Source organism: Rhizobium sp. RU35A (assembly GCF_900156005.1).
Classification (GTDB): Bacteria; Pseudomonadota; Alphaproteobacteria; order Rhizobiales; family Rhizobiaceae; genus Neorhizobium; species Neorhizobium straminoryzae.
On record NZ_FTMR01000004.1, the window covers coordinates 319,205 to 342,154 of the forward strand.

Below are 22,950 nucleotides of genomic sequence, written 5' to 3' on the forward strand. Positions count from 1 at the left end.
CATTTCCGGAACAACGAACAACAGAGAGGGTAGAACACATGAAAAGCTTACTTCTGGCCGGCACCATCCTGATGGCGCTGACCTCGGCCTCCGTCGCCCGCGACATTGTCATTGCCCAGAGTTCGGATCTGCGCAGCAACAATCCCGGCGTCAACCGTGACGGCAATACCGACGGCGTGATCCTTCACATCGTCGAGGGGCTGGTGGGCTATGCCAACAATGGCGAAGTGAAGCCGCTGCTGGCGCAAAGCATTGCCATGTCCGCCGATGGCCTGACCTACACCTTCAAGCTGCGCCCGGACGTGAAATTCCACAATGGCAAGGCCCTCACCGCCGACGAGGTTGTCTGGAACTGGAACCGCTACATGGATCCGGCCACCAAATGGACCTGCATCAAGGACTTCGATGGCAGCGGCACGGTGAAGGTGACCGGTATCCAGGCAACCGATGCCGCGACGGTGGTGATGACGCTGGAAAAGCCTTCTGCCGTCTTCCTCGGCCTGATGGCCCGCCCGGAATGCGGCTATACCGGCATCATTGCGCGGGAATCGCTGGCGGCTGACGGTTCGTTCGACAAGCCGATCGGCACCGGTCCCTTCCAGTGGGACGCATGGAAGAAGGGGGAATACATCCACCTCAGCAAGTTTGCCGGTTATGTCTCGCCGGCCAATGACGGCAAGCCGGATGGCATGGTGGGCTCCAAGCGGCCGCTGGTGGATGGCATCAAGTTCATGGTCATTCCGGATGCCTCCACGGTGAAGGCCGGCCTGCAATCGGGCGTGCTCGACACGGCGGAAATTTCCCCCGATCTCATCCCGGAATTCGAAAAGAGCGAAAAGACCAAGGTCATCATCTCCCAGAACAACGGCAAGAACCTGTTCTACATCCAGACCCGCGATCCGGTGCTCGGCAAGCCGGGCGTTCGCCGCGCCATGGCCATGGCGCTCGATCTCGACGAGCTGGTGGCCGCCGCATCGAACGGAACCGGCAAGCCGAACGGCTCGATGGTCTCGTCGGACTCGGTTTATTTCAGCGACATCCAGAAGAAGCGCCTGCCGCATGATCTGGCCGCCGCGAAGAAGGAACTGGCGGCCTCCGGCTACAAGGGCGAACCGATCAGCATCATCGCCAACAAGCGCGGCAATGTCCCGAGCTTCCCCGCTGCCGTCATCGCCCAGGCGATGCTGCAGCAGATTGGCCTCAACGTGCAGATCGAGGTGCTGGACTATGCCACGCAGGTGGACCGCCGCCGCTCCGGCAACTACCAGATCATCTCGCAATCGGTGGCCCCGCGTCTCGATCCCGCGCTGATGTACAGCTTCTACACCGGCGACAAGGACAAGAACGCCTCCCTGATGTGGGACAATCCGAAGGCGATCGCGCTGATGAAGGCCGCCTACACGGAAATCGACGGCAAGAAGCGGCAGGCGATCTTCGACGAGTTCCATGAACTCATGCTGCAGGATATGCCGGGCATCTTCCTCTACGACATGGTCGATGTCTGGGGTGCGGCGAAATCGCTGAAGGGACAGCCCGTCTGGCAGTCCAATGCGCGGCTCTGGGAAGTCTCCTTCGACAAGTAAGCCTCTCGAAAAATGCGGGTGCCGCAACCGTCAGGCGGCACTCATCCGCCTGTCCGGATGGGCCAACAGCCTGCTTTCCCCGCTCCCCGCCATCCCGTCTCCCCAAGGATGCATCATGCCCGACATGCCCGCCCTCCACGCGCTGACCCAATCCATCGACAGCCTTGCACCCGACATCGTGACGCTCAGCGACCGGATCTGGGATTTTGCCGAACTGAAGTTCCAGGAATTCCGCTCCGTCGACCTGTTGATCGGGGCGCTCAGACAGAACGGCTTTTCGGTGCGCCAGGACATTGCCGGCATGAAGACCGCCTTCATCGGCGAATTCGGCGAGGGCAAGCCGGTCATCGCCTTTCTCGGTGAATATGATGCACTGGCGGGCATGAGCCAGGAGCCGGATGTAGACTATCCGGCGGAGCAGACACCCGGCGCCAGCGGCCATGGCTGCGGCCACAATCTTCTCGGCTGCGGATCGCTTCTCGCCGCCATCGCGCTGGCGCGGCATCTCGCCGAACACAAGCTGCCGGGAACCGTGCGCTACTACGGCTGCCCCGGCGAGGAAGGGGGCTCGGGCAAGACCTTCATGGTGCGCGCGGGCGCATTTGCCGATGTCGATGCCGCGCTCACCTGGCATCCGGCACCCTTCAACGGGGTGCGCTCGACCAACAATCTCGCCGTTCTCGAATATTACTACCGGTTCAAGGGCATGGCCGCCCATGCCGCCAATGCAGCCCATCTCGGTCGTTCTGCGCTTGATGCCGTCGAACTGATGAATGTCGGCGTCAACTTCCTGCGCGAGCACATGCCGCAGGATTGCCGGGTGCACTATGCCATCACCGATGCCGGCGGACGGGCGGCCAATGTCGTGCAGGCCAGGGCCGAGGTCCTCTATCTGGTGCGTGCTCCCGAAATGTCGCAGGCGCTGGCGCTTGCCGAGCGGGTCAACCAGGTGGCGCAGGGTGCCGCCATGATGACCGGAACAGAAGTCGAGATCGTGTTTGACACGGCCGCCACCAACCTGCTGCCGAATCTGGCGCTGGAAGCGGCGATCCACGCCAATCTGGTATCGCTTGGTCCCGTTCCCTTCGATGAGGCCGATCTCGATTTTGCCCGCAGGATCCAGGCAACCTTCACGCGTGAAGCCATCAGAAGCAGTCTCCGGCTCTACCAGATCGACCGCGACGTCTTCTCCAACGAGAAGATCGACGGATCAACTCCGCTGCATCTCGGCCTGCGCGACTTCGAGGGTCGCTCGCATTTCCGCGCCGGCTCCACCGATGTCGGCGACGTCAGCCGGGTGACACCGACCGCACAGTGCTGGGCTCCGACCTGGGCCATCGGCACCAATCCGCATACCTGGCAGGTCGTGGCGCAGGGACGCAGCCCCAGCGCCCACAAGGCCATGATCCACGCCGCCAAGGCACTGGCGACCACCGGCCTCGATCTGCTGACCTCGCCGGCTCTGCTGGCAAAGGTCCAGGCGGAATGGTCCGAAAAGATCAGCCAGGAACCCTATGTCTGCCCGATCCCGGACCATATCCAGCCGGATGTCGCCTGAAAAACAAGCCCGGACGTCGCGGGCGTCCGGGCCTTGCATCGCAGCACACGGCCCTTCGGGCACCGGCCTCAGACCGTTGCCGCCGTCCGCTCGTGCAGGGCCAGAAGGTCACCATAGCAGGAGGTGTTGCTGGCGAGCACCGGCTTGCCGGTAAACAATTCCTCGCCCTCGGCCGGATAGGGCATGAACGCGCCACCGGCTTCCTTCACCAGGCAGAAACCCGCCATGCAATCCCAGGCGCGCATGTGCGGTTCGTAGTAGCCGACGAGACGCCCGGCCGCGACATAGGCAAGCATCAGTGCACCGGAACCGTTGCGGATGAAGCTGCCGCCCTGTTCCATCAGATCCGCCACGATGCGGCCCACCCGCTCGGCCGTGACATAGTTGTTGCAGCCGATCCCCGTCAGCGCATTCTGGAGATTGCGCGCGGGATCGAGCCGCAGCACCTGACCATTGAGCGTCGTCCCCTTACCTTCGGCCGCAGCATAGAGTTCGTCCATGCAGGGCACCTGGATCACGCCGATGACCGGCAGGCCATCACGGAGAACCGCGATGGAGACACACCAGCTCGGCATGCCGTTGACGAAGGGAGCCGTTCCATCGATGGGATCCACCACCCAGGTGTAACCGGACCGGCCTTCCCTGAAACCGTGTTCCTCGCCCAGGAACCCGTCATCCGGAAAGGCGGCAGCCACACGCTCACGCAGAAGCGTTTCGACATTGCGGTCGGCAATCGACACCACATCCTGCGGGTCGCGCTTCGTTTCGATCACCAGGCTGTCGCGCCGGTTGAAGTAATCGAGCGCCATGGCCCCGGCCTCGACCGCCAACGCCCTTGCCCGTTCGAAGCGTTGTTCGAGGCCGTCATTCTGTCCTGTCATGTCCCTTTTCCTGTCCTTCACTGCTGGAAATGTCATGCAGCAATCAATGCGATGCCGCGTTTCTTGAGGTCGAGCGTCACATCCGTGGCAGCGGGCAGCCCTTCCGTCATGTCGTGATCGACGATGAAAAGCGTTCCGACAGCCGTTTCCACCTCATATTCGACATGCCCGCCGAGATAGGCCGAATGGAGAATGCGACCGGGAATGCCCGGCCCGCCAGACGCGCCGATGCGGATCGCTCCCGGCCGGACGGCGAGCTTGGCGCTGCCGGGACGCGCATGACGGCTTGCTACCCGATGATCGATACCGGCGACCCGCACCAGCGCCTCCTCTCCCTCCTGACCGACGACTTCGCACGCGATGACATTCGCCTCTCCCATGAAGTCGGCAATGAAGGCGGATGCGGGAAATTCGTACAGGTCGCGTGGCGCGCCGGCCTGGGCAATCGCACCGTCCTTCATCACGATGATCCGGTCGGAAACGGCCAGCGCCTCATCCTGGTCATGCGTTACATAGACGGCCGTGAAGCCCAGCCTCTGCTGGAGATCGCGGATTTCGGTACGCACGCGCCGACGCAGGCGCGCATCGAGATTGGACAGCGGTTCATCGAGCAGCAGAACCTGCGGCTCCAGAACCAGCGCCCGGGCAACCGCCACGCGCTGCTGCTGGCCACCGGACAGTTCGGCCGGAAGGCGATGTCCCATGCCGGCGAGGCCGACAAGTTTAAGCCCCTCCTCCGCCTTCTCGCGCGCCTCGGCCTTGCGAAGGCCGGAGGACTGCAGCCCGTAAGCCACGTTGTCCAGCGCGCTCATGTGCGGAAACAGCGCGTAGGACTGGAAGACCATCGAGACATCACGCTCATTGGCGGGCAGCATGGTGACGTCCTTGCCGCCGATCAGAATCCGGCCGGAGGTCGGATGTTCCAGGCCGGCCAGCATGCGCAGCGTGGTCGTCTTGCCGCAGCCGGAAGGGCCAAGCAGCGTGACCAGCGTGCCGGGCTCGATGGTGAGCGAGAGATCGGGGATGGCGGTGAAGGCACCGAAGGTCTTGCTGACATTTTCAAAGACGACGGAACCCGGCTTGACGTTGATCATGCGGTTTTCTCCTGAGCAAGGGGAATGGAAGGCGTGTCCTTCAGGCCCGCCACGCGGTTCTCGCGGCGCAGGCGACGCTCGCCGACGAGAAGCTGGAAGCCGCCGATCACGGCCATCATGACGACGATGAGCATGGAGGAATAGGCGATCGCCACACCGTATTCCCCGTTCTCCACGAGGCCGACGATGTAGGACGTTGCCATGTTGTACTGGGCGCTGACGAGGAAGATGACGGCGCTGATGGAGGTGATCGCCCGCACGAAGGAATAGACGAGCGCGGCGCGGATGGCCGGGCGCAGCAGCGGCAGGACGATCAGGCGAATGGTCCGGAAGCTGTTGGCCCTCAGCGTCAGCGACGCCTCATCGAGGCTCTTGTCAAGCTGGCTCATGGCTGCAATGCCGCCTCGCACACCGACCGGCATGTTGCGGAAGACGAAGCAGGCAATGAGAATGAGCGCCGAGCCCGTCATTTCCAGCGGCGGCAGGTTGAACGCCATGATGTAGCTGACGCCGATGACCGTGCCGGGAATGGCGAAGCTCATCATCAGGGCAAATTCGAACAGGTTGCGCCCCGCAAACTTCTGCCGGACGATGATGTAGGCGGTCAGCAGGCCGACGGCGGCCGTCAGCGGCGCGGAGATCAGTGCGATCTCCATGGTCGTCCAGAAGGAATTCCAGGCCACGCCGGTCCAGGCGATCGAGCCATTGTGCATCCCGACAGAGAAGGCGCGGACGTAATGCTCAACGGTCAGGCTATTGTCGAGACCCCAGGTCTTCACGAAGCCGCCGACGAGGATCATGCCGTAGATGACGACCGTGAATGCCATCCACGGGATCACGATGGCATGCACCGCGACAGAAAGCGAACGCGGCAGGGCTATGTGGGCGCCGCTATCCCCCTTGCCCGTCACCGTGGCAAAATTCTTGCCCGACAGCCAGAAGCGCTGCGCGAGAAAGGCCGTCAGGGTGAAGCAGAGCAGCACGATGGCCAGAACCGCCGCCCGCGACGGATCGTTCTGCGAGCCGACCACGGAGAAGAAGATTTCGGTCGACAGAACGCCATGGCTGCCCCCCAGCACCAGAGGATTGCCGAAGTCCGCCATGCTTTCGATGAAACCGATGAGGAAGGCATTGGCAAGGCCGGGCGTCATCAGCGGCAGGGACACCCGCCAGAAGGTGCGCCAGCGGTCAGCGCGAAGCGTCTGCGACGCCTCCTCCATCGAGGGACTGACCCCTTCCACGACACCGATCAGCACGAGAAAGGAGATCGGTGTGAAGGACAGCACCTGCGCAATCCAGATGCCGGTCATGCCGTAGAGCCAGCGGCCCGGTTCGACGCCGAACAGGTTGGAAATCACTTCGGTGACGACACCCGCCCGCCCGAACAGAAGTGTCAGTGCAAGCCCGATGACGAAGGGCGGCGTGATGATGGGCAGCACCGTCAGAAGGCGAAGCCCCTTCTTGAAGGGAAAACGGGTGCGCGTGGCGACGAGCGCGAAAGCAAGACCAAGCAGCGTCGAGCCGCTCGCCGTCATGAGGGCGAGGAAAAAGGTTCGCCAGGCGACACCGCATCGGCCGGCGCCGATCACGCAGTCGAGGCTCCAGATCGAGGGATCGCGCAGATTGCGCAAAAGGCCTGTGGGATTGAAGGAGCCATCAATATCCTGCACCGCCGCGACCATCATGCTGCCGATCGGATAGAAGACGAAAACGCCGACAAGGAAGATCAGCAGCGAGATGCACGAGACGATGAAGGCGTCGCCCTTCATGAAGCCGCGCTCGGCAAGACCGAAGGCAAGTATCAGCACAAAGACGGTGGCAAGCGTGACCGCTCCTGCCCCCATCGAGGGCTGACCGTCCGAAAGTTGTCCGAACAGCCGTTCCGTGATGCCCCACGTCCAGCCGGTAAAGCCGATGGCAAGACCCTGCAGCGTGAGGTAACCGAGACCGAGGGAGCCTGCGACAACAAGAATTGTGCCCCGCTGCCTCGGCCGATCGACCAGACGGGCGGCAAGGCCGACGAGGAAAAAGACGAGGGCTCCCAGAAGCCAGGGGTGGCCATGGAACATGATCTGCAGAACGGCCGGTGCCGCCTGCGACGAAAAGGGAAAGCCGGAAAGCCAGCCAAGGCCGAAGAAGCCGCTGTCGATGCGGTACCAGGGCAGCAGGATCAGGGCCGCAGCGCCCAGCGCCAGGACAATGTCCAGCCTGCGATTGCCATGTCTCATGGTCAACCTCACGTTCGAAATCAGGAAAAAGCGGGCCGGACACGGTCGCCAGGGTGGTCCGGCCCGATGCGCATCAGTTGGCCTTGGCGCCGATTTCCTTGTCCCAGCGCTCCAAAAGCGCCTTGCGCTTGTCCGGATCGCCATAGGTCTTGAAATCATAGTTGATCAGCTTGATATCCTCGAAGCGCGGCGCTTCCTTCGGGATTTCCGCCTTCTTGTTGGACGGCAGCTGGAAGGACTTGGCCTCCTTCATGCGCGACTGCACATCCGCCTGCAGGGCCCAGTCGTACCAGATCTTCGCATTCTCGAGATTGCGGGCGCCCTTGACGATGGACATGGAACCGATCTCGTAGCCGGTGCCTTCGCACGGCGCGATCGACTTGACCGGGAAGCCTTCGGCCGTCTGGGCCACGGCATCATGCATGAAGACGATGCCGAGGGCCGTTTCCCCGCGGGCAGCCGCCTTGACCGGCGCCGAGCCGGATTTGGTATACTGGGAGACGTTGACGTTCAGCTGCTTCAGATAATCGAAGGCCTTGTCTTCGCCCATGATCTGGATGAGCGAGGCAAGCGCGGTATAGGCCGTACCGGAAGAATTGGGGTTGGCGATCTGGATTTCGCCCTTGAGTTCCGGTGCCAGCAGATCGGCCCAGCACTTCGGTTCCTTGTAGCCCTTCTTCTTGAAAATCTCGGTATTGTAGCCCCAGCCGAGCGCGCCGGCATAGACGCCAACCGTCTTGTAACCGGCACTTTCGGCCTGGCTCTTGGCCCAGTCCTGCAGCTCGTCCAGCATCTTCGACTTGTATTCGAGGGTCAGATTTTCGCTGGCGGCCTGAAGATGCGGATCGCCCGTTCCCGCCCACCACACATCCGTCTTCGGATTGCGGGCCTCGGCACGGATCTTGGCATAGGCCTCGCCGGACGACATCCGCACCATGTTGACCTTGATGTCGTGCGTCTTTTCGAAGTCGCCCTTCATCTGTTCGCAGATGACCACATCCGCCGCGCAGATCAGGTTGAGTTCGCCGGCCGCATGTGCCGGCAGGGCAGAAAGCGCCGTTCCGGCGAACAGCAGGGTGGAAAGCAGTGTCAGTCGCATGATTTTCCTCCGTTTGAATGCGTCTGAAGACAGATGAAAGGCAAACTCCTCGCTCTGCGGGACCGGCCTGCCGGCCGCCGCCTTGCTGCAAGGAGAGGGGATGATGGGAGCGCTACTGGCTGGGCGGGTGCACGTCCGCGTCGAAGCGCGCAAGAAGGCGACTTCGCTCGGCAGGCGACCCGAAGGTCGCAAAATCGTAATCGACCATCTTGATGAGAGAAAGGTCCGGTGCGCCGGCAGGCAGGCTCGCCCTGGCATTGGACGGAACCTGGTTCTGTCCTGCCTGGAAGCCCGTCGCCTGACCTTCAGGGCTGAGTGCGAAGTCGACGAAACGCTGCGCCTCCTGCAGCCGCGACGTGCCGCGAATGATGCTGACGGCGCCGATCTCGTAACCGGTTCCCTCGCAGGGCGCGACGATCACCAGCGGCGCGCCGGCCTGTTTCTGGGTCACGGCGTCATGCATGAAGGAAATGCCGATCAGCGCATCCCCCCGTGCCGCAGCCTTCACCGGAGCAGCGCCCGCCTTGGTATATTCCGCGACGTTGCGGTCAAGTGCCTTCATGTAGGCAAAGGCCTCATCCTCGCCGAACAGCTGGACCAGCGTTGCGAGCATGGTAAAGGCCGTTCCGGAAGAGGTCGGATTACCGGCAAGGATCCGGCCGCGATAGGATGGGCTGGTGAGATCCTTCCAGCAGTTCGGAGCCGATACATTCTGCTTGCCGAGAAGCTCCGAATTGTAGGCGAAGCCCAGCGCTCCCGCATAGATGCCGGCAGCCCTGCCGCCTGAGAGCGCAAAGAAGTTCTGCGCCCAGGGCAACAGGTCGGTTTCACGCGTCGAGGTGTAGGCCTGAAGAAGATCTTCCGATGCTGCCTGAAGATGGGTATCGCCGGTGCCGCCCCACCAGACATCCACCGCAGGGGCATCCTTTTCGGCGCGGATCTGGTCGAGGATCTCGCCCGTGCTCTTGCGCACCATGTTGATGCGGGTGGCGGTGCGCGCTTCATAAGCCTGCTGCATCGTCATGCACCAGGCCTCATCCACGCCACACAGAATGTTCAGCCTGTCGCCGGCAAAGCAGGATGCTGCACCAAGCAGCCAAACGGCAATCCCTGCGCACAAAGCGGCGCCAGCCCTCACGTCAACCTCCACCTGGAACCTCCCCGTTCCATTCCTGAGCGCAAGGATGTCAGATCACGCGGTTTGCGCAACCGCCGGAATGGTTACCGATCTTTCAACGGTAAGCGAATGCAAACGAATAATGTTACGAATATTACGATCGTGACAGTTGGCTTCATCATCCAGGTTTTGAAGTTTGTACTCCGCTTGCCTATGATCACCCCCGGGAGGACTGCAACGTGTTGAATCAGAAGGTCAGGATCCTGATCGTCGAGGACGATCCGGACATGGCGGAGTTGATCTCCGATCTCGTGGAGGCGGAAGGCTGGATGCCGTCCTGCGCATCCTCTGCCGAGGAGGCCGAGCAGATGCTGGCGCGGGAACGGGTGCATCTCATTCTCGTCGATCACAATCTGCCCGGCATTTCCGGGCGCACCTTTGCCCAGCGCCTGCGCGCAGGCAGCCACGCGTCCATCGGCATTGTCATGGTCACCGCGGCAGGGAGTGCAACGGAGAGGGTTCTGGGACTGGAAACGGCAGCGGATGATTACGTCGTCAAGCCGTTCGAGCCCATTGAACTGACCGCGCGCATCAAGGCCGTGCTGCGCCGGACAATCCCCTCCTTCCGGGTGGAGAAGGAGAGCGACCGGGAGCATGAGGCAAATGCGCTGCGTCTCGGCGATTGGGCGGTGGATCTGGCAGCGCGGCGCGCGATCTGCCTTGCCGACCGCAGCCGGACGCTGACCTCTGCGGAATTTGCGCTTCTCGAAATCCTTGCGGAAACGCCCAACCGCCCCGTCAGCCGCGCGCACATCCTCGACCGGCTCGGCGCCGAAACGGACAGGTTCATCGATCGCAACGTCGATGTGCTGGTGCTGCGGCTGCGCCGCAAGATCGAGCGCAATCCCGACCTGCCGCAGCACATTCAGACACGGCGCGGCAAGGGCTATGTCCTGCATACCGACGATGCCGAGATGCAGCCGTGATCAGCCGGCATTTCCTGTCATCGATCGCGTTCCGCCTGCCCTTTGCCCTTGCCTTCATCTGTACCTGCGTCGTCATCCTTTCGGCGGTGGCGATCTACGGGCTGCAGAAAGCCCGGGTGGAAATGGCAACCTACAGCGTGGAAGCGCTTTCCAGTCTGGCCCGGGCCTCGCTTGTGTCGCGGCAGGTCTCCGACCTCGTCTCCAGCGCGCCCTTTCTGATGAACGCCACCTCCCCCTATCGCGTCTCCAGCGAAAGCCGATCGGTGGTGGCCCAGGTGGACAGCCTGCTCGTCTCCATGATGCCGGTCGGCGGGGAAGCGCCGGCCGGCGGCATCGCGACGGACGAGATCGTCAACCTGCTCAGTGCAATCCGCAGGCAGACACTGACGCTGGCAGCCCATGCCGACGCCGCACAGAGCCACAAGGCCGCCGCAGCAGCGGCACTCGGCGAGATCGCGACGGGCAGCCGCGTCGCCGATGCACGGCTGCGCGAGCGCCTGAATGTCATCGTGCAATCGGTCTCCAATGCGGCAAGCCTGTTCCAGCTGGGGGAACTGCAGCGACGCTACGTGGCCGAAACGGCAGCTTTTGGCCAATCCGACAGGACAGGTCCCACGCTGTCGCAGGCCGAGCTTCATCCCTACGAGCGGGTTTTCCAGGCACAGACGCAGTATCTCCTGGAGATGTTTACCATCCGCAGCGCCGTCGCACAGCTGCATTCGGTATCCCGGGATCTGTCCCACGCAACCGAAACCCAGAGCGAGGCGGCAGCCCTGCGCCTGAACGACCGCCTTTCCTCTGCCTCCGATGCGCTCAGCCGTCTTCTGGCCATGGTGGCGCTTGCCTCGCTTCTGGTGCTCGTTCTCTCGATCATTTCGATCCGCTCGGTGATGCGCGTCTCCCGCGGCATCACCGCCTTGTCGAACGGCATGAATGCGCTGACGAGAGGCGAGCAGAATGCCGGCCTGCCGGTCTATGCCGGAACCGAAACGGAACTCGTTCACCTGTCCGACGCGTTTCGCGCCTTCAAGGAAAGCGTCGATCGCGTGTCGCGGCTCCGGCGGACAGCCGAGGCGGCGGCGCGCACCATCCGGTCAACCTTCAGGACCATGAACGAGGGCATAGCCCTGTTCGACGCCAGAGGCAGACCGATCACCATGAACCGGCGCATGATCGAGCTGATGGGGCGCACCGGCTCGTCGCGCAAGCTGCCGCTGCGCCGCTTCGTGGAAACAGCACCCGCGATCGAGCCTCATCTGCTGCCATCCGGCGATGATGCGGGAACGCTGACGGAGCGGGTGAGCATCCGCCACCGTACCCGGGATCAGGAGATCATCGAGGTCTCCGTGTCACGCCAGCCGGATGGCGGCATCGTGCTTCTGGCACGGGATGTGACAGCGCTTGACCGTCAGGAGGCTGAAGCCGCCAAGGCACAGCGTCTGGATGGCATCATGCGGATGACCCATCAACTAAGCCACGAGGTCGGCAACATGATCGGCATCATCACCGGCAGTCTCGGCCTTCTCGAGCGCGAGGGCGGCTTTACCGAACGTCAGAGACGCCACATCACCCGCATCCGCAAGGCAGCAGACAGGGGCAGCGCGCTCGCCGGCAGCATGCTGTCGATCGGCAGCCAACAGGCGATCCACGCTACCTTGATAGACGTTGGCAGCGTGCTGCGCGGCATGGTGGATATCCTGGAAATTGCCGTGGGGGCAAAGAGCACGATCCGGCTTGATCTCTCCGGCACGCTGCCACCCGTCGCCCTTGACCCCTCGCTCTTCGAACAGTCCATCCTCAACCTTTGCCTCAACGCCGCAGCGGCCATGCCGGATGGCGGCTGCATCACCCTGTCGGCCAGCCAGCAGGACCATGTGCTGATCGTTGCCGTCAGCGATACCGGCACGGGCATGAGCCAGGAGATCGCCGACAAGGCTTTCGAACCCTACTTTACCACCCGCGGCAACGAGGGCGGCGCTGGACTCGGCCTCGCCATGGTCTACGGATTCGTGCGCCAGAGCGGCGGGGACGTGGACCTCAGCTCGCAACCAGACAAGGGCACGACAGTCAGATTGAAGTTTCCACTGGGGTCATAGAGGTGCCGTTCGTTTGGATGGCTATCGCGTGTCGAGGCGGTCTGCCCGCTCAAGTTCAGACCCAACAGTGGCGATCTCTGCCATCCGGCGCTGGCCAACCTGATCCAAGCCAACGCGCGGATCGCCGCCGTCACCGTGGTCAGACACGAAACGAAAACCTTTTCGGAAGAATACCGCCCAGTCGCCCCCGCAAGACCATGTGACATGGCGATGCCCCCAGAACACCTCCAAAACATCCATTTTTGGTACGACCAATTTTGAAATATAAAACGGAACAATCACAAAATGCTGAAAAAACTACAGTGCAGTTGTGCAGAACTTTAAAATTTGGTACGACCAAAACAGAGGACCACCATGCCAACGCTCGCAGAACAGCTCGAAGCCTTCATTGTGCGCAGCCATCTCGCCCCCGGAGCCCGACTGCCGCCGGAGCGGACACTTGCCGCGGATCTGGGTGTGTCCCGCTCGCGTCTGCGTGAGACAATCCAGCAGCTCGTCAGCCGCGGTCTGATCGTCAGCCGCCGCGGTGGTGGCAATTTCATCGCGGAACCGGCGGCCGATCTGGCTCTCGACCAGGCACTGAAACCGCTGCAGCCTCTGGCCGAAAGCGAGGCCGGCTACTGGCGCGACATTCAGGAAATCCGCCAGTCGCTGGAAACCAATGCCGCCTATTACGCGGCGCTGCGTGCCGGCCAGCAGGACAAGGAGAGGCTGACGGCCGCCCTCGATGCCGTCTGCGCGGCTTCAGACGACGCGGCCGTGCAATCCCGGGCAGACGCCGCCTTTCATCTGGCCATCGCCGAGGCCTCCCACAATCTGGTTCTCAGACAGGTGATGTCCGGCCTGTTCAACCTGCTGAAGGTCAGCATCGCCGAGAGCCTGACGAAACTGCATCAGCTGCCGGATACGGTGGAAGCGCTGAACGCGCAGCACCGGTCCATCGTCGAGGCCATTCTTGCCGGACGGGCGGAGGAGGCGCGCCATGCAGCAGCGCTGCATCTCTCCTTCGTCGAGGACAGGCTGCGCCACATCGAAGAAGAAGCGGCCCGCCTGCGACGGGCCACGGCCTTGCGCCACACGATCCCCCAGGAGGACACGTCGCCATGATCATCTCGTCGTCGACCGATTACCGGGAAGCCGCCCGCCGTCGATTGCCGCCATTCCTGTTCCACTATATTGACGGCGGCGCCTATGCCGAGCACACGATGCGCCGCAACTCGGAAGACCTCTCCGATCTGGCGCTGCGCCAGCGGGTTCTGAAAAGTGTTGGCGAGGTGGACATTTCGACCACCTTCTTTGATGAAGCGGTCTCCATGCCGGTCGCACTGGCGCCGGTGGGGTTGACCGGCATGTATGCGCGTCGCGGCGAGGTCCAGGCAGCACGCGCGGCGGCCAAGAAGGGCATTCCGCTCACTCTCTCCACCGTATCCGTCTGCCCCATTGAAGAAGTGCAGCAGAGCGTTGCCCGGCCGATCTGGTTCCAGCTCTACGTCCTGCGCGACCGCGGCTTCATGAAGAACGTGCTGGAGCGCGCCTGGGCAGCAGGAATCCGCAAGCTGGTCTTCACCGTCGACATGCCGGTGCCAGGTGCCCGCTACCGCGATGCCCATTCCGGCATGTCAGGGCCCAATGCGCCGCTGCGGCGCATCCTGCAGGCGGTAACCCATCCCGCCTGGGCGGTGGATGTCGGCCTGCTCGGCAAGCCGCACGATCTCGGCAATGTGTCTGCCTATCGCAAGCAGAAGACCAATCTCTCGGACTATGTCGGCTGGCTCGGCCAGAATTTCGACCCTTCCATCGGCTGGAAGGATCTGGAATGGATCCGTGACTTCTGGAAGGGGCCGATGATCATCAAGGGCATTCTCGATCCCGAGGATGCGCGGGATGCGGTCCGCTTCGGCGCCAATGGCATCGTCGTCTCCAACCACGGCGGACGCCAGCTGGACGGCGTGCTCTCCTCGGCGAGAGCATTGCCGGCGATTGCCGAGGTCGTGAAGGGCGACATGACGATTTTCGCCGATTCCGGCATCCGCTCCGGTCTCGATGTCGTTCGCATGCTGGCGCAGGGTGCCGATGGCGTGCTGATAGGCCGCGCCTTCGTCTATGCGCTTGCGGCAGCCGGCGGCGCCGGCGTGGAAAACCTGCTGGATCTGTTTGCCAAGGAAATGCGGGTGGCGATGACGCTGACCGGCGCCCGCAGCATATCGGAAATCTCCGCAGACAGCCTGGTGCGCGCCGCCTGAGGCGGCGCTGCACGCTCTCGATCGTCTCATGACCCGCGCGGGTGGCACGGCCGCCCGCGCTTTGCGTTGCGGCTTGTCAGGAGCCCTTTGAAAAACATGACACATCGTTCCCCGCACGTCGGGATCGATCGGGACACGCAGGGATCAGGCCACGATACGGCAGTGATGACATCACCGTTCACGCAAGCCGTCGTGGAGATGTTCCATCAGGGGGGCGAGAAGGAAATCCATGAGGCGCCGCTTGCCGGTGAGGATTTCGGCCTTGACGGACATGCCGGGCTGTATCGATGCGGTGTGATCGCCATCGGTCAGGGAGGCGCCGGGGTCAAGCGCGACACGGACCGAGTAGCGCAGGCGCTCGCCCGCCTCTACGGCATCCGCGCTGTCCGCGCCGCGCTCGGCTCCTTGCGGGGTTGCGCCGGGCAAGGGGCTGCCCACTTCGGCATCGCGGTCGATGGAGACAACGGTGCCTTTCAGCAGGCCGAAACGGGTGAAGGGATAGGCATCCACCTTGATCTCGACCTTCTGTCCCGGTGAAACGAAACCCACATCGCGGTTGCTGACCTGAGCCTCGATTTCAACGGGGGCATCGATCGGGGCAATCGACAGCAGCTGCGCCGCCGGGGTGAGAACGCCCCCGACCGCAAAGACATGCATCTGCTGCACCTGCCCGTCGATGGGGGCGCGCAACGTGAGCAGCGCGATCCGGCGCTCGGCCTTGGCCAGCGCCTCATCAGCGGCAACGGCACGCTGCCGGGCGCTGGCGAGATCGGCGCTCGCCGTATTGGCAATTTCGGCCCCGGCGGCGATCAACTGCTGGCGCAAGCCCGTGATGGCGGCATCCACCGACACGAGCCTGGCTTCGTCGGCCTGTCGTTCGCCCCGGGCCTCGACCACCGCCTGCAGGCTTGACAGCGCCTGATACTGCGGCAGGAAGCCGCCTTGCGCCGTCTTTGACACGATTTCGTTGCGCTTCTCGATCAGCGGCAGGGTCGCATCCAGCTTCAGGATCGTCTGGCGAAGCGACTCGCGCTCGGCGAGCTTCTCGGCAATCGCCTGCTCGATGCCGGCGATCCTTGCATTGCGAGCCACCACCTGCGTCCGCAGCTGTTCCTCGGCGCGTCTGACCTCATCGATCGGCGCATCCGGAACCGATTGGAAGGAAGCCGTCTCCTTCCCTGCCAGAAAGGCATCAAGCCGCACGATGTCCAGCCTTGCCTGCGCCCCGTCGCGCCTTGCCCTGTCGAGTTCGGCCACTGCGGTCGTCTTGTCGAGTTCGATGAGCGGCGCACCGGCGCGGACCACATCGCCAGGCTTGACGCGAATGGCGGCAACCGTCGACGTCTCGAAGGCCTGCACGACCTGTGTGCGCACGGGTGTCACAAACTTTCCGGGCGCGACCGCAACGATATCGACGCGACCGAAATAGGCCCAGGCAATGGCACAGAGTGTGGCCACTCCAATCGCGACGATGAGAAGGCGCCCCAGTGGATTGGGCGGCGTTTCCATCACCTCCAGGGCTGCCGGAAGGAAGCTTCGCTCGGGTGCATGAGAAAAAAGTGCCATGATCGATACTCCCGATTATCGAAGGCCGGCCTGAAGGCGGAACAGGCTCGAATAGCGCCCGTCTCCGGCCACCAGCGTCTCATGGGTTCCGTCCTCGACGACACAGCCCTCCTCAATGGTGAGGATACGGTCGGCACGGCGAACGGTGGAGAGACGGTGGGCGATGATGAGGACCGTGCGTCCCTTGCAGATCGCGCTCATATTGGCCTGGATGGCGGCCTCGGATTCCGAATCCAGCGCCGAGGTCGCCTCGTCGAAAATGAGGATGCGCGGGTTTCCGGCGAGCGCCCGCGCAATGGCAATGCGCTGGCGCTGCCCGCCGGACATCGAGACGCCACGCTCGCCGACCTTGGTGTCATAGCCAAGCGGCATCTGGGCGATGAAGTCGTGCGCGCCGGCCATGCGGGCAGCCTCCATCACGCGCTCCAGCGACATCGTCGGATCTGCCAGCGCGATGTTCTCGCGGATCGTGCGATTGAAGAGGATATTGTCCTGCAGCACCACCCCGATCTGACGGCGCAGCACGGCCGGATCCAGCAGGCTGATGTCGATGTCATCGATCAGGATGCGGCCGCTCTCCGGCTGATAGAGACGCTGGACCAGCTTTGCGAGCGTGCTCTTGCCCGATCCGGAGGGGCCGACGATCCCGACGACCTGACCGGCCCGGACCCTGAGATCGAGCCCGCGGACCACGGCGCGCCCTCCCGGCGCATAGCGGAACGTCACGTCCTCGAAGCGGATATCGCCGTCAATCCTCTGAATGGAGACGGCGGTTGCGCCCTGCGGTTCCACCGGCGTATTGAGGATGTCACCAAGGCGATCGACGGACAGGCGAACCTGATGGAAATCCTGCCAGACCTGAACAAGCCGCAGGATCGGACCGCTGACCTGTCCGGCCAGCATGTTGAACGCCACAAGTTCGCCGACGGTCATCCTGTTTGCGATGACCAGGCCGGCCCCTATGTACAGAATGAGCGCCGTCAGCCCCTTGTTGAGCAGGTTGGCAACCTGTGATGCGCCGTTGCCCAGCTGTGCCGCCGAGAAGCTGGCGGAGACATAGGAAGACAGCTGCTCTTCCCACCGGTTCTGGATCTGCGGTTCCACCGCCATGGCCTTGATGGTCTCGATGCCGGTGATGCTTTCGACGAGGAAAGCCTGGTTTTCCGCGCCGCGCCTGAACTTCTCGTCCAGCCGCTTGCGGAAAGCCGGCGTGGCCGACAGGGAGAGAAGCGCATAGAGCGGCAGGCTTGCGGTGACGATCCAGGCAAGCGTCGATGAATAGAGGAACATCACTCCGATGAAGATCGTCCCGAACAGCAGATCCAGCACGAGCGTCATCGACGTCGACGTCATGAACTGGCGGATCGTTTCGAGCTCACGCACCCGGGCAACACTGTCGCCGACACGACGCGCCTCGAAATAGGAAAGCGGCAGTCGAACCAGATGCTTGAAGAGACGCGAGCCCAGCTCGACATCCATCCTGTTGCTGGTATGGGCAAAGAGCCAGGTCCGCAATCCGGACAGCACCGCATCGAAGAGGGCAATCAGTGCCAGGCCACAGACCATCACGGTCAGGGTTTCATATCCACGGTGGACAAGGACCTTGTCGATGACCGTCTGGAAGATCAGGGGCGTTGCGAGCGCGAACAGCTGCAGCACGAAGGAGGCAAAGAAGACCTCTCCGAGAATGAACCGGTACTTCGCAGCCGCCGACAGGAACCAGCCGAGGTTGAACTGCCGCGCCAGATCGGACACGGGCGCACGCTTGGCCAGCAGGACGAACTGACCGGACGTACGTTCCATCAGCTCGGCAACGGGGACCAGCCGCGGGGCGGCAGAATCGATGAACTGCACGAGAACCTGTCCGTCGACATATTTGCCGGCTACGGCAAAGCTGCCGTCGCTCAGGCAAAGGATGGCAGGAAAAGGCACCCGTTCCAGGCGTCTTGCGGTCATGACGACGCGCCTGGCCTTGACGGGAAACCCCTTCGCGCTGCGCAGGACGTCCGTGACATCGAAGGGGCCGGCCTTGCCGGCGTCCCGCCACAGCCGCAATGGGTCCGTGACAATGCCGTTCAGGTGAAGAACAAGCGCCAAAGCCCATGCACCGCTATCGGGCAGTTCAGTCGTCATCGTCAGTATAAGCCCCGTTGTGCCGGGGAGCTTAGGACGGCGCCTTTGCGAAGCCGTTAAACAACGGAAATTTCGGATAATTCAGTTAAAGCTTTATGGATGTGGAGTGCTGATGCCGACTGCCGCGCGAGGAAGGGCCGCACTGACGCCCCGAGGCACCTGGCAGGCACCCGCCCGCTTGCGCAACACACAGACCAGCTACAATTTTTGGGGTAGTCGCTAGAATTTTAGCCTTCTCTGTAAAAGCGCATCAAGAGCTGCATGTCACGGTCTCGCCCAACGAGCAACTCCGACGAGGAAAGAGGGTGGCATGCTTGAACTGATGGACGACATGGCATTGGCATTGTCGGCAGCTCGCAAGAAGGCCGGCGGCACGACCGCCTGGGCTGACGATCCGGGCTCCTCGCTTCCGTTCGGATCCGAGCATCTCTTTGCCGCGCAGGCCAACGCCTTTGCGGCTGCGATCGTATCGGTCCAGCCGTCGACATCTGCAATTACGCCGCGGCAGACTGGCACAAGCAGCGCGTCCACGGCATTGTCGTCCGCAACCGGATCGCGGGGCTCCTCGCCTGAGGGTTACGCTCATCCGGTCTCGGCGCTTGTCTCTTCCATTCCGACACTGGCGACCGTGGCGGTTGCCACCAGGACGCCTGTTGCCGTTGTCGCAGCGACAACCCCGAGCAAGCCATCGACGACCGCCAGCTTCCTCCCGACATGGGTGTCGAAGGTGACAACCTCCTCGATTGCCAGAGACCTGACCGCCGCCTTCTCGACGGGGACCGTGAGCGGAACCGGGCTGGCAACCATGCTGACCAATCTGGCGTCTACGCTGACGACCACGAAATCCAACCTGACGTCGCAGCAGTTCGCCGATCTCAAGACCATCGCAACCAATCTCTCCGCAACCGCCACGACGTCCTCCTACCTCAGCTATGTGTTCGGCGCTCTGGTCAACGGCCACAGCGCGAACGCCACCTGGACGGGTGGTGCGGCATCATCGGTAAAGCTTGGAAATCTCGCCATCGGCTCAACAGCGACGCAGATATCGAGACTGACCGGCAAATGGCTGCTGGGCACGGACACACCGAGTTCATCCGTCAAGGTCTCAAACACGACGATGACGATCAGCTACTCGATCGTCTCGAAGCCGCTGTTTGCTGATTCTGGCCCCGCCATGACGGACATCAACCAGGGCGCGTTGGGCGACTGCTACTTTCTGTCCAGCTGCGCTTCCATCGCCAACCAGAATGCAGCCCTCTTGAAGTCGATGTTCACCGACAACGGAAACGGCACCTACGGCGTTCGCTTCTATTCCAACGGCAAGCCGCAATATGTCACGGTGAACACGCAGCTGGCCAATGGCGGCTACAAGTTCGACTATTCCAGCTCCAGCCTGTGGGGCCAGCTGGCGGAAAAGGCCTGGGCACAGTTCCAGACCGGCGGCGTATCGACCGGCAACACCTCGGTGAACTACGGAAATTCCTATTCCACCATAGGCAATGGCGGCTATGTGGCCAATGCACTTGCCGCCCTCACCGGTGCCAGCACCATTACCGAATATTACGGCAACGGCTCGAGCTGGGCGGCCTACACCCGCAATGCATCACTGGCCTATACGGGGGTCAAGACCGGGCTTTCGACCGCAAGCATCCAGACCTCTCTGATCGCCGCGCTCAATGCCGGTTATGATGTCGTGCTGTCGTCCTACACGAACGCCAAGGATGCCCAGAACAAGACCACGCTGGTCGCCAGCCATGCCATGACCATCTATGGCTTCAACAGCGCGACCAACATGTTCAAGATCTACAATCCCTGGGGCACAGGCGGAGCCTCGCAGTCCTGGCGGACGACCTTCGAGGTCAGCCTTTCGACACTGCTGGCCGCAAAGGATGTAATCACCGTGGACAATGTCAGCGCGGCAACCTCGTCCGTTGCATCGGCTGCGACGAAGCTCACGAGCTCGATTGCCGGTCTTACCTCGTCGGATTCGGCGACATCGGTTCTCGCAAGCCTGTCCTCCACAAGCCCGAGGATCGAACTCGCGACGGCTGCATGAAGTCCAGGCCGGCCCAGGCGAAAGCGATGGTGAGAGATGTCGAACGGCTCTTTTGTCGTCGGCATCCCGCCTCAGGCAACCGTTCCAGCGGATGGGCCTGTTCGTGATGGCCTGCACCAACCAGCATTCCCGGGCGCGACGCACGGATACGCGCGCGGGCTCTACCGGATCGCTGGGGTTGTGTTGCCTTCAACGAGACTGAGCGGTGCACGCCAGAACGAAGGTGACGCTTTCCGGCCAACAAGATCCAGGAGCGCCCTTGCCGCGATTTCTCCGATGGCCGTGCGTGGAACATCGACCGTGGTCAGCCTTGTGCGCACGGTGTTGGCTATCGAGGTGCCGTTGAATCCGATCACCGACACGCCTTCGGGAACCTGAATGCCAACCTCATGCAGATAGGATAGTCCGCCCAGCGCCATTGCATCATTGAGGAAATGGATCGCCTGGATATCGGGGTGCTCGGCCAGCAGCTGTTCGGCCAGAACGCGCCCGCTGACAGCCTGCCGCGGCATGCCTTCCGAGTTCCGGGTGACCAGCGTTATGCCCTCCTCCGCAAGGCGGGCGCGCAAGGCCAGATAGCGGCGCTTTGCACAAAGGTCTTTTTCCAGTTCCGTGCCGATATAGGCGATGCGGGAAACGCCTTGCGCGAGGAAACGTTCAGCCACCATCCGTCCAGCCTCCTCATGCGAGGGGCCGGCGGCAAAATCGAGATCGTTCTCCTCGCAGTCCCAGAGCTGGATGGCGGGACAGGCACGCTTTCGCAGCAGCTCATCGCCCTCGGGATTTCGCACCATTCCTCCGTTCAGCAGCAATCCCGCCGGCTGGAACGAGAGCATGGTGCGCATCAGCTCCATTTCAGTCTCGGGTTCGAAGTGGGATTCACCGATGAAAGTCTGTAATCCCTGCGTCTTCAGCACGCTGTTGACGCCGCTCAGCACCTCCGAAAACACCACATCCGCCATGGAGGGAATGATGACGGCAACCAGCCTGCTCCTGCGGGAACTCAGCGACTGAGCCAGGCTGTTGGGTACGTAGCCAAGCTCGCGCGCCGCGTTCAGCACCTTGTCGCGTGTCGTGGCCGAGATGTTGCCGACGTTTCGCATTACCTTCGAAACCGTCATCTGGCTGACACCGGCGAGGCCGGCGACATCACGGATCGTGATGACGGTTTTCGACGGGGGCTCAGCCATTGCGCACATCCTCTTGAATCATTCTTGACGGCACGAATTGTTATCGATACCATTCAATTAGGTTAACGATAACCTATGCTGCGGGAGGCAGCAAGCTCGGGATGAAGACGCCTTGGGAGGGGCGGGAAGCATCGGTGCCACCATCGGCGCGCATTGTCCGATCCCCCCTGCCAGACACAGACCCGGAGCTTGTCCTGCGATGCAGGCCGGCGGGAACGCCGGAGCAAACGAAACGACAAAGTGGAGGAATGCGATGAGACTCGGAAAATGCATGCGGGCGGCGATCGCCGCGGTTGCCATGGGTGTTGCGGCGCTGGCAACGGCAGGACAGGCAGGGGCGGTAACGCTCAACGACATCATCTCGCGCGGCAAGGTTCGCATCGGTGTTCTGACCGGCGCGCCGCCGATGGGCATGGTCGATGAAAAGGGCAATCCCACAGGTTACGATGTCGATGTCGCAAACCTGCTCGGCAGCTATCTGTCGCTTCCCGTGGAACTGGTGCCGCTGACGCCGCCGGCCCGGATTCCTGCTCTGCAGACCGGCAAGGTCGATTTCCTGGTCGCGACCCTCGCCCCGACCGGCGAGCGCGCCAAGACCGTGATGTTCACCCAGCCCTACAGCGCCTTCAACATGGACATCATCTCGGGACCGGGCGCCACCTTCACCAAGCTCGCCGACCTGCAGGGCAAGCGTGTGGCCGTCAATCGCGGCTCCTCCCAGGAAACGGCTCTCCGCAAGGCGGCGGTGCCGGGCCTTCAGATCGTCGTTTTCGAGGACGATTCCACCAGTGCGCAGGCGGTGATCGCAGGCCAGGCCGATGCCGTCGCCCTGCCCTCCACGGTTGGCGAAGCCATCATCAAGCAGCGGCCGGACGCACAGCTGCATGTGGGCTTCACCTTCTTCCAGCAAGGCAATTCCATGGCCACCAAGCTCGATGACTTCGAACTGCGCCAGTGGCTCAACACTTCGATCTACCTGATGAAGATCTCCGGCGATCTCGACCGGATCGCCACCAAATGGACGGGCCGCCCGATGCCGGTTCTGCCGACATTCTGACAATGATGACCGCAGGCCGGCCGCGCGCACCGCGAGTGTTGCCGGCAGGCCTGCCCATCCGGC

At 62.7% G+C, this 22,950-nt stretch carries 16 protein-coding genes; 8 read left to right on the forward strand and 8 right to left on the reverse strand.

The genetic code is table 11. The features are described 5' to 3' along the window. Positions 1-38 precede the first annotated feature (38 nt). Both F3H95_RS11995 and F3H95_RS12000 read left to right on the forward strand, forming a co-directional pair. Positions 39-1,583 carry an ABC transporter substrate-binding protein gene (locus F3H95_RS11995; protein ID WP_149746139.1) on the forward strand — a complete coding sequence of 515 codons (1,545 nt, stop codon included), beginning with the start codon at positions 39-41 and terminating at the stop codon, positions 1,581-1,583. Positions 1,584-1,698: 115 nt separating this feature from the next. Then, positions 1,699-3,141 carry a M20 family metallopeptidase gene (locus tag F3H95_RS12000; protein WP_244617993.1) on the forward strand — a complete coding sequence of 481 codons (1,443 nt, stop codon included), beginning with the start codon at positions 1,699-1,701 and terminating at the stop codon, positions 3,139-3,141. 68 nt (positions 3,142-3,209) lie between these two features. On the opposite strand, the gene F3H95_RS12005 is transcribed toward F3H95_RS12000, so the two are convergent. The 5 genes from F3H95_RS12005 to F3H95_RS12025 all read right to left on the reverse strand — a co-directional run bounded on the left by F3H95_RS12005 (position 3,210) and on the right by F3H95_RS12025 (position 9,551). Then, positions 3,210-4,022 (reverse strand): inositol monophosphatase family protein, encoded by an 813-nt coding sequence (locus F3H95_RS12005; protein ID WP_142881204.1) that lies wholly within the window; start codon positions 4,020-4,022, stop codon positions 3,210-3,212. Between the two features lie 32 nt (positions 4,023-4,054). Next, positions 4,055-5,116 (reverse strand): ABC transporter ATP-binding protein, encoded by a 1,062-nt coding sequence (locus F3H95_RS12010; protein ID WP_149746141.1) that lies wholly within the window; start codon positions 5,114-5,116, stop codon positions 4,055-4,057. Beyond that, positions 5,113-7,344 carry an iron ABC transporter permease gene (locus tag F3H95_RS12015; protein ID WP_149746142.1) on the reverse strand — a complete coding sequence of 744 codons (2,232 nt, stop codon included), beginning with the start codon at positions 7,342-7,344 and terminating at the stop codon, positions 5,113-5,115. The genes F3H95_RS12010 and F3H95_RS12015 overlap by 4 nt, the downstream gene beginning before the upstream one ends. A 73-nt stretch (positions 7,345-7,417) precedes the next feature. Continuing rightward, entirely contained in the window at positions 7,418-8,443 is a 1,026-nt protein-coding gene (locus F3H95_RS12020; protein WP_142881207.1) for an ABC transporter substrate-binding protein, read from the reverse strand. 112 nt (positions 8,444-8,555) lie between these two features. After that, complete coding sequence (locus tag F3H95_RS12025; RefSeq protein ID WP_185969739.1) at positions 8,556-9,551, reverse strand: ABC transporter substrate-binding protein; 996 nt, start codon at positions 9,549-9,551, stop codon at positions 8,556-8,558. A gap of 248 nt (positions 9,552-9,799) precedes the next feature. Here F3H95_RS12025 and F3H95_RS12030 point away from each other — a divergent pair, with 248 nt between their 5' ends. The 4 genes from F3H95_RS12030 to lldD all read left to right on the forward strand — a co-directional run bounded on the left by F3H95_RS12030 (position 9,800) and on the right by lldD (position 14,885). After that, entirely contained in the window at positions 9,800-10,546 is a 747-nt protein-coding gene (locus F3H95_RS12030; protein ID WP_142881209.1) for a response regulator transcription factor, read from the forward strand. Beyond that, on the forward strand, positions 10,543-12,642 hold the full coding sequence (locus F3H95_RS12035; RefSeq protein WP_149746143.1) for an ATP-binding protein: 2,100 nt from the start codon (positions 10,543-10,545) through the stop codon (positions 12,640-12,642). Before F3H95_RS12030 ends, F3H95_RS12035 begins: the two co-directional genes overlap by 4 nt. A 354-nt stretch (positions 12,643-12,996) precedes the next feature. Further along, positions 12,997-13,749: an FCD domain-containing protein gene (locus F3H95_RS12040; protein ID WP_149746144.1), complete on the forward strand. Its 753-nt coding sequence runs from the start codon at positions 12,997-12,999 to the stop codon at positions 13,747-13,749. Further along, positions 13,746-14,885: an FMN-dependent L-lactate dehydrogenase LldD gene (gene lldD, locus F3H95_RS12045; RefSeq protein ID WP_142881212.1), complete on the forward strand. Its 1,140-nt coding sequence runs from the start codon at positions 13,746-13,748 to the stop codon at positions 14,883-14,885. Before F3H95_RS12040 ends, lldD begins: the two co-directional genes overlap by 4 nt. 171 nt (positions 14,886-15,056) lie before the next feature. Here lldD and F3H95_RS12050 read toward each other — a convergent pair whose 3' ends face one another. After that, complete coding sequence (locus tag F3H95_RS12050; RefSeq protein ID WP_149746145.1) at positions 15,057-16,451, reverse strand: HlyD family type I secretion periplasmic adaptor subunit; 1,395 nt, start codon at positions 16,449-16,451, stop codon at positions 15,057-15,059. 15 nt (positions 16,452-16,466) lie between these two features. Continuing rightward, positions 16,467-18,584, reverse strand: a complete 2,118-nt coding sequence (locus F3H95_RS12055; RefSeq protein ID WP_149746146.1) for a type I secretion system permease/ATPase — start codon at positions 18,582-18,584, stop codon at positions 16,467-16,469. Between the two features lie 310 nt (positions 18,585-18,894). Between F3H95_RS12055 and F3H95_RS12060 the strand changes: the two genes are divergently transcribed. Beyond that, positions 18,895-20,640: a C2 family cysteine protease gene (locus tag F3H95_RS12060; RefSeq protein WP_149746147.1), complete on the forward strand. Its 1,746-nt coding sequence runs from the start codon at positions 18,895-18,897 to the stop codon at positions 20,638-20,640. A 161-nt stretch (positions 20,641-20,801) separates the two neighbouring features. Here the strand turns inward: F3H95_RS12060 and F3H95_RS12065 are convergent, their stop codons facing one another. Continuing rightward, positions 20,802-21,830 (reverse strand): LacI family DNA-binding transcriptional regulator, encoded by a 1,029-nt coding sequence (locus tag F3H95_RS12065; RefSeq protein ID WP_149746148.1) that lies wholly within the window; start codon positions 21,828-21,830, stop codon positions 20,802-20,804. Positions 21,831-22,128: 298 nt separating this feature from the next. On the opposite strand from F3H95_RS12065, the gene F3H95_RS12070 reads away from it, so the two are divergent. Beyond that, entirely contained in the window at positions 22,129-22,887 is a 759-nt protein-coding gene (locus F3H95_RS12070; protein ID WP_244618000.1) for a transporter substrate-binding domain-containing protein, read from the forward strand. Positions 22,888-22,950: the final 63 nt, after the last annotated feature.

Coding starts and splice junctions, on each gene's coding strand:
- F3H95_RS12065 (WP_149746148.1), bottom strand. CDS start 21,830: ATGGCTGAGCCCCCGTCGAAAACCGTCATCACGATCCGTGATGTCGCC.
- lldD (WP_142881212.1), top strand. CDS start 13,746: ATGATCATCTCGTCGTCGACCGATTACCGGGAAGCCGCCCGCCGTCGA.
- F3H95_RS12055 (WP_149746146.1), bottom strand. CDS start 18,584: ATGACGACTGAACTGCCCGATAGCGGTGCATGGGCTTTGGCGCTTGTT.
- F3H95_RS12005 (WP_142881204.1), bottom strand. CDS start 4,022: ATGACAGGACAGAATGACGGCCTCGAACAACGCTTCGAACGGGCAAGG.
- F3H95_RS12010 (WP_149746141.1), bottom strand. CDS start 5,116: ATGATCAACGTCAAGCCGGGTTCCGTCGTCTTTGAAAATGTCAGCAAG.
- F3H95_RS12020 (WP_142881207.1), bottom strand. CDS start 8,443: ATGCGACTGACACTGCTTTCCACCCTGCTGTTCGCCGGAACGGCGCTT.
- F3H95_RS12060 (WP_149746147.1), top strand. CDS start 18,895: ATGCTTGAACTGATGGACGACATGGCATTGGCATTGTCGGCAGCTCGC.
- F3H95_RS12015 (WP_149746142.1), bottom strand. CDS start 7,344: ATGAGACATGGCAATCGCAGGCTGGACATTGTCCTGGCGCTGGGCGCT.
- F3H95_RS12040 (WP_149746144.1), top strand. CDS start 12,997: ATGCCAACGCTCGCAGAACAGCTCGAAGCCTTCATTGTGCGCAGCCAT.
- F3H95_RS12070 (WP_244618000.1), top strand. CDS start 22,129: ATGGGTGTTGCGGCGCTGGCAACGGCAGGACAGGCAGGGGCGGTAACG.
- F3H95_RS12050 (WP_149746145.1), bottom strand. CDS start 16,451: ATGGCACTTTTTTCTCATGCACCCGAGCGAAGCTTCCTTCCGGCAGCC.
- F3H95_RS12000 (WP_244617993.1), top strand. CDS start 1,699: ATGCCCGACATGCCCGCCCTCCACGCGCTGACCCAATCCATCGACAGC.
- F3H95_RS11995 (WP_149746139.1), top strand. CDS start 39: ATGAAAAGCTTACTTCTGGCCGGCACCATCCTGATGGCGCTGACCTCG.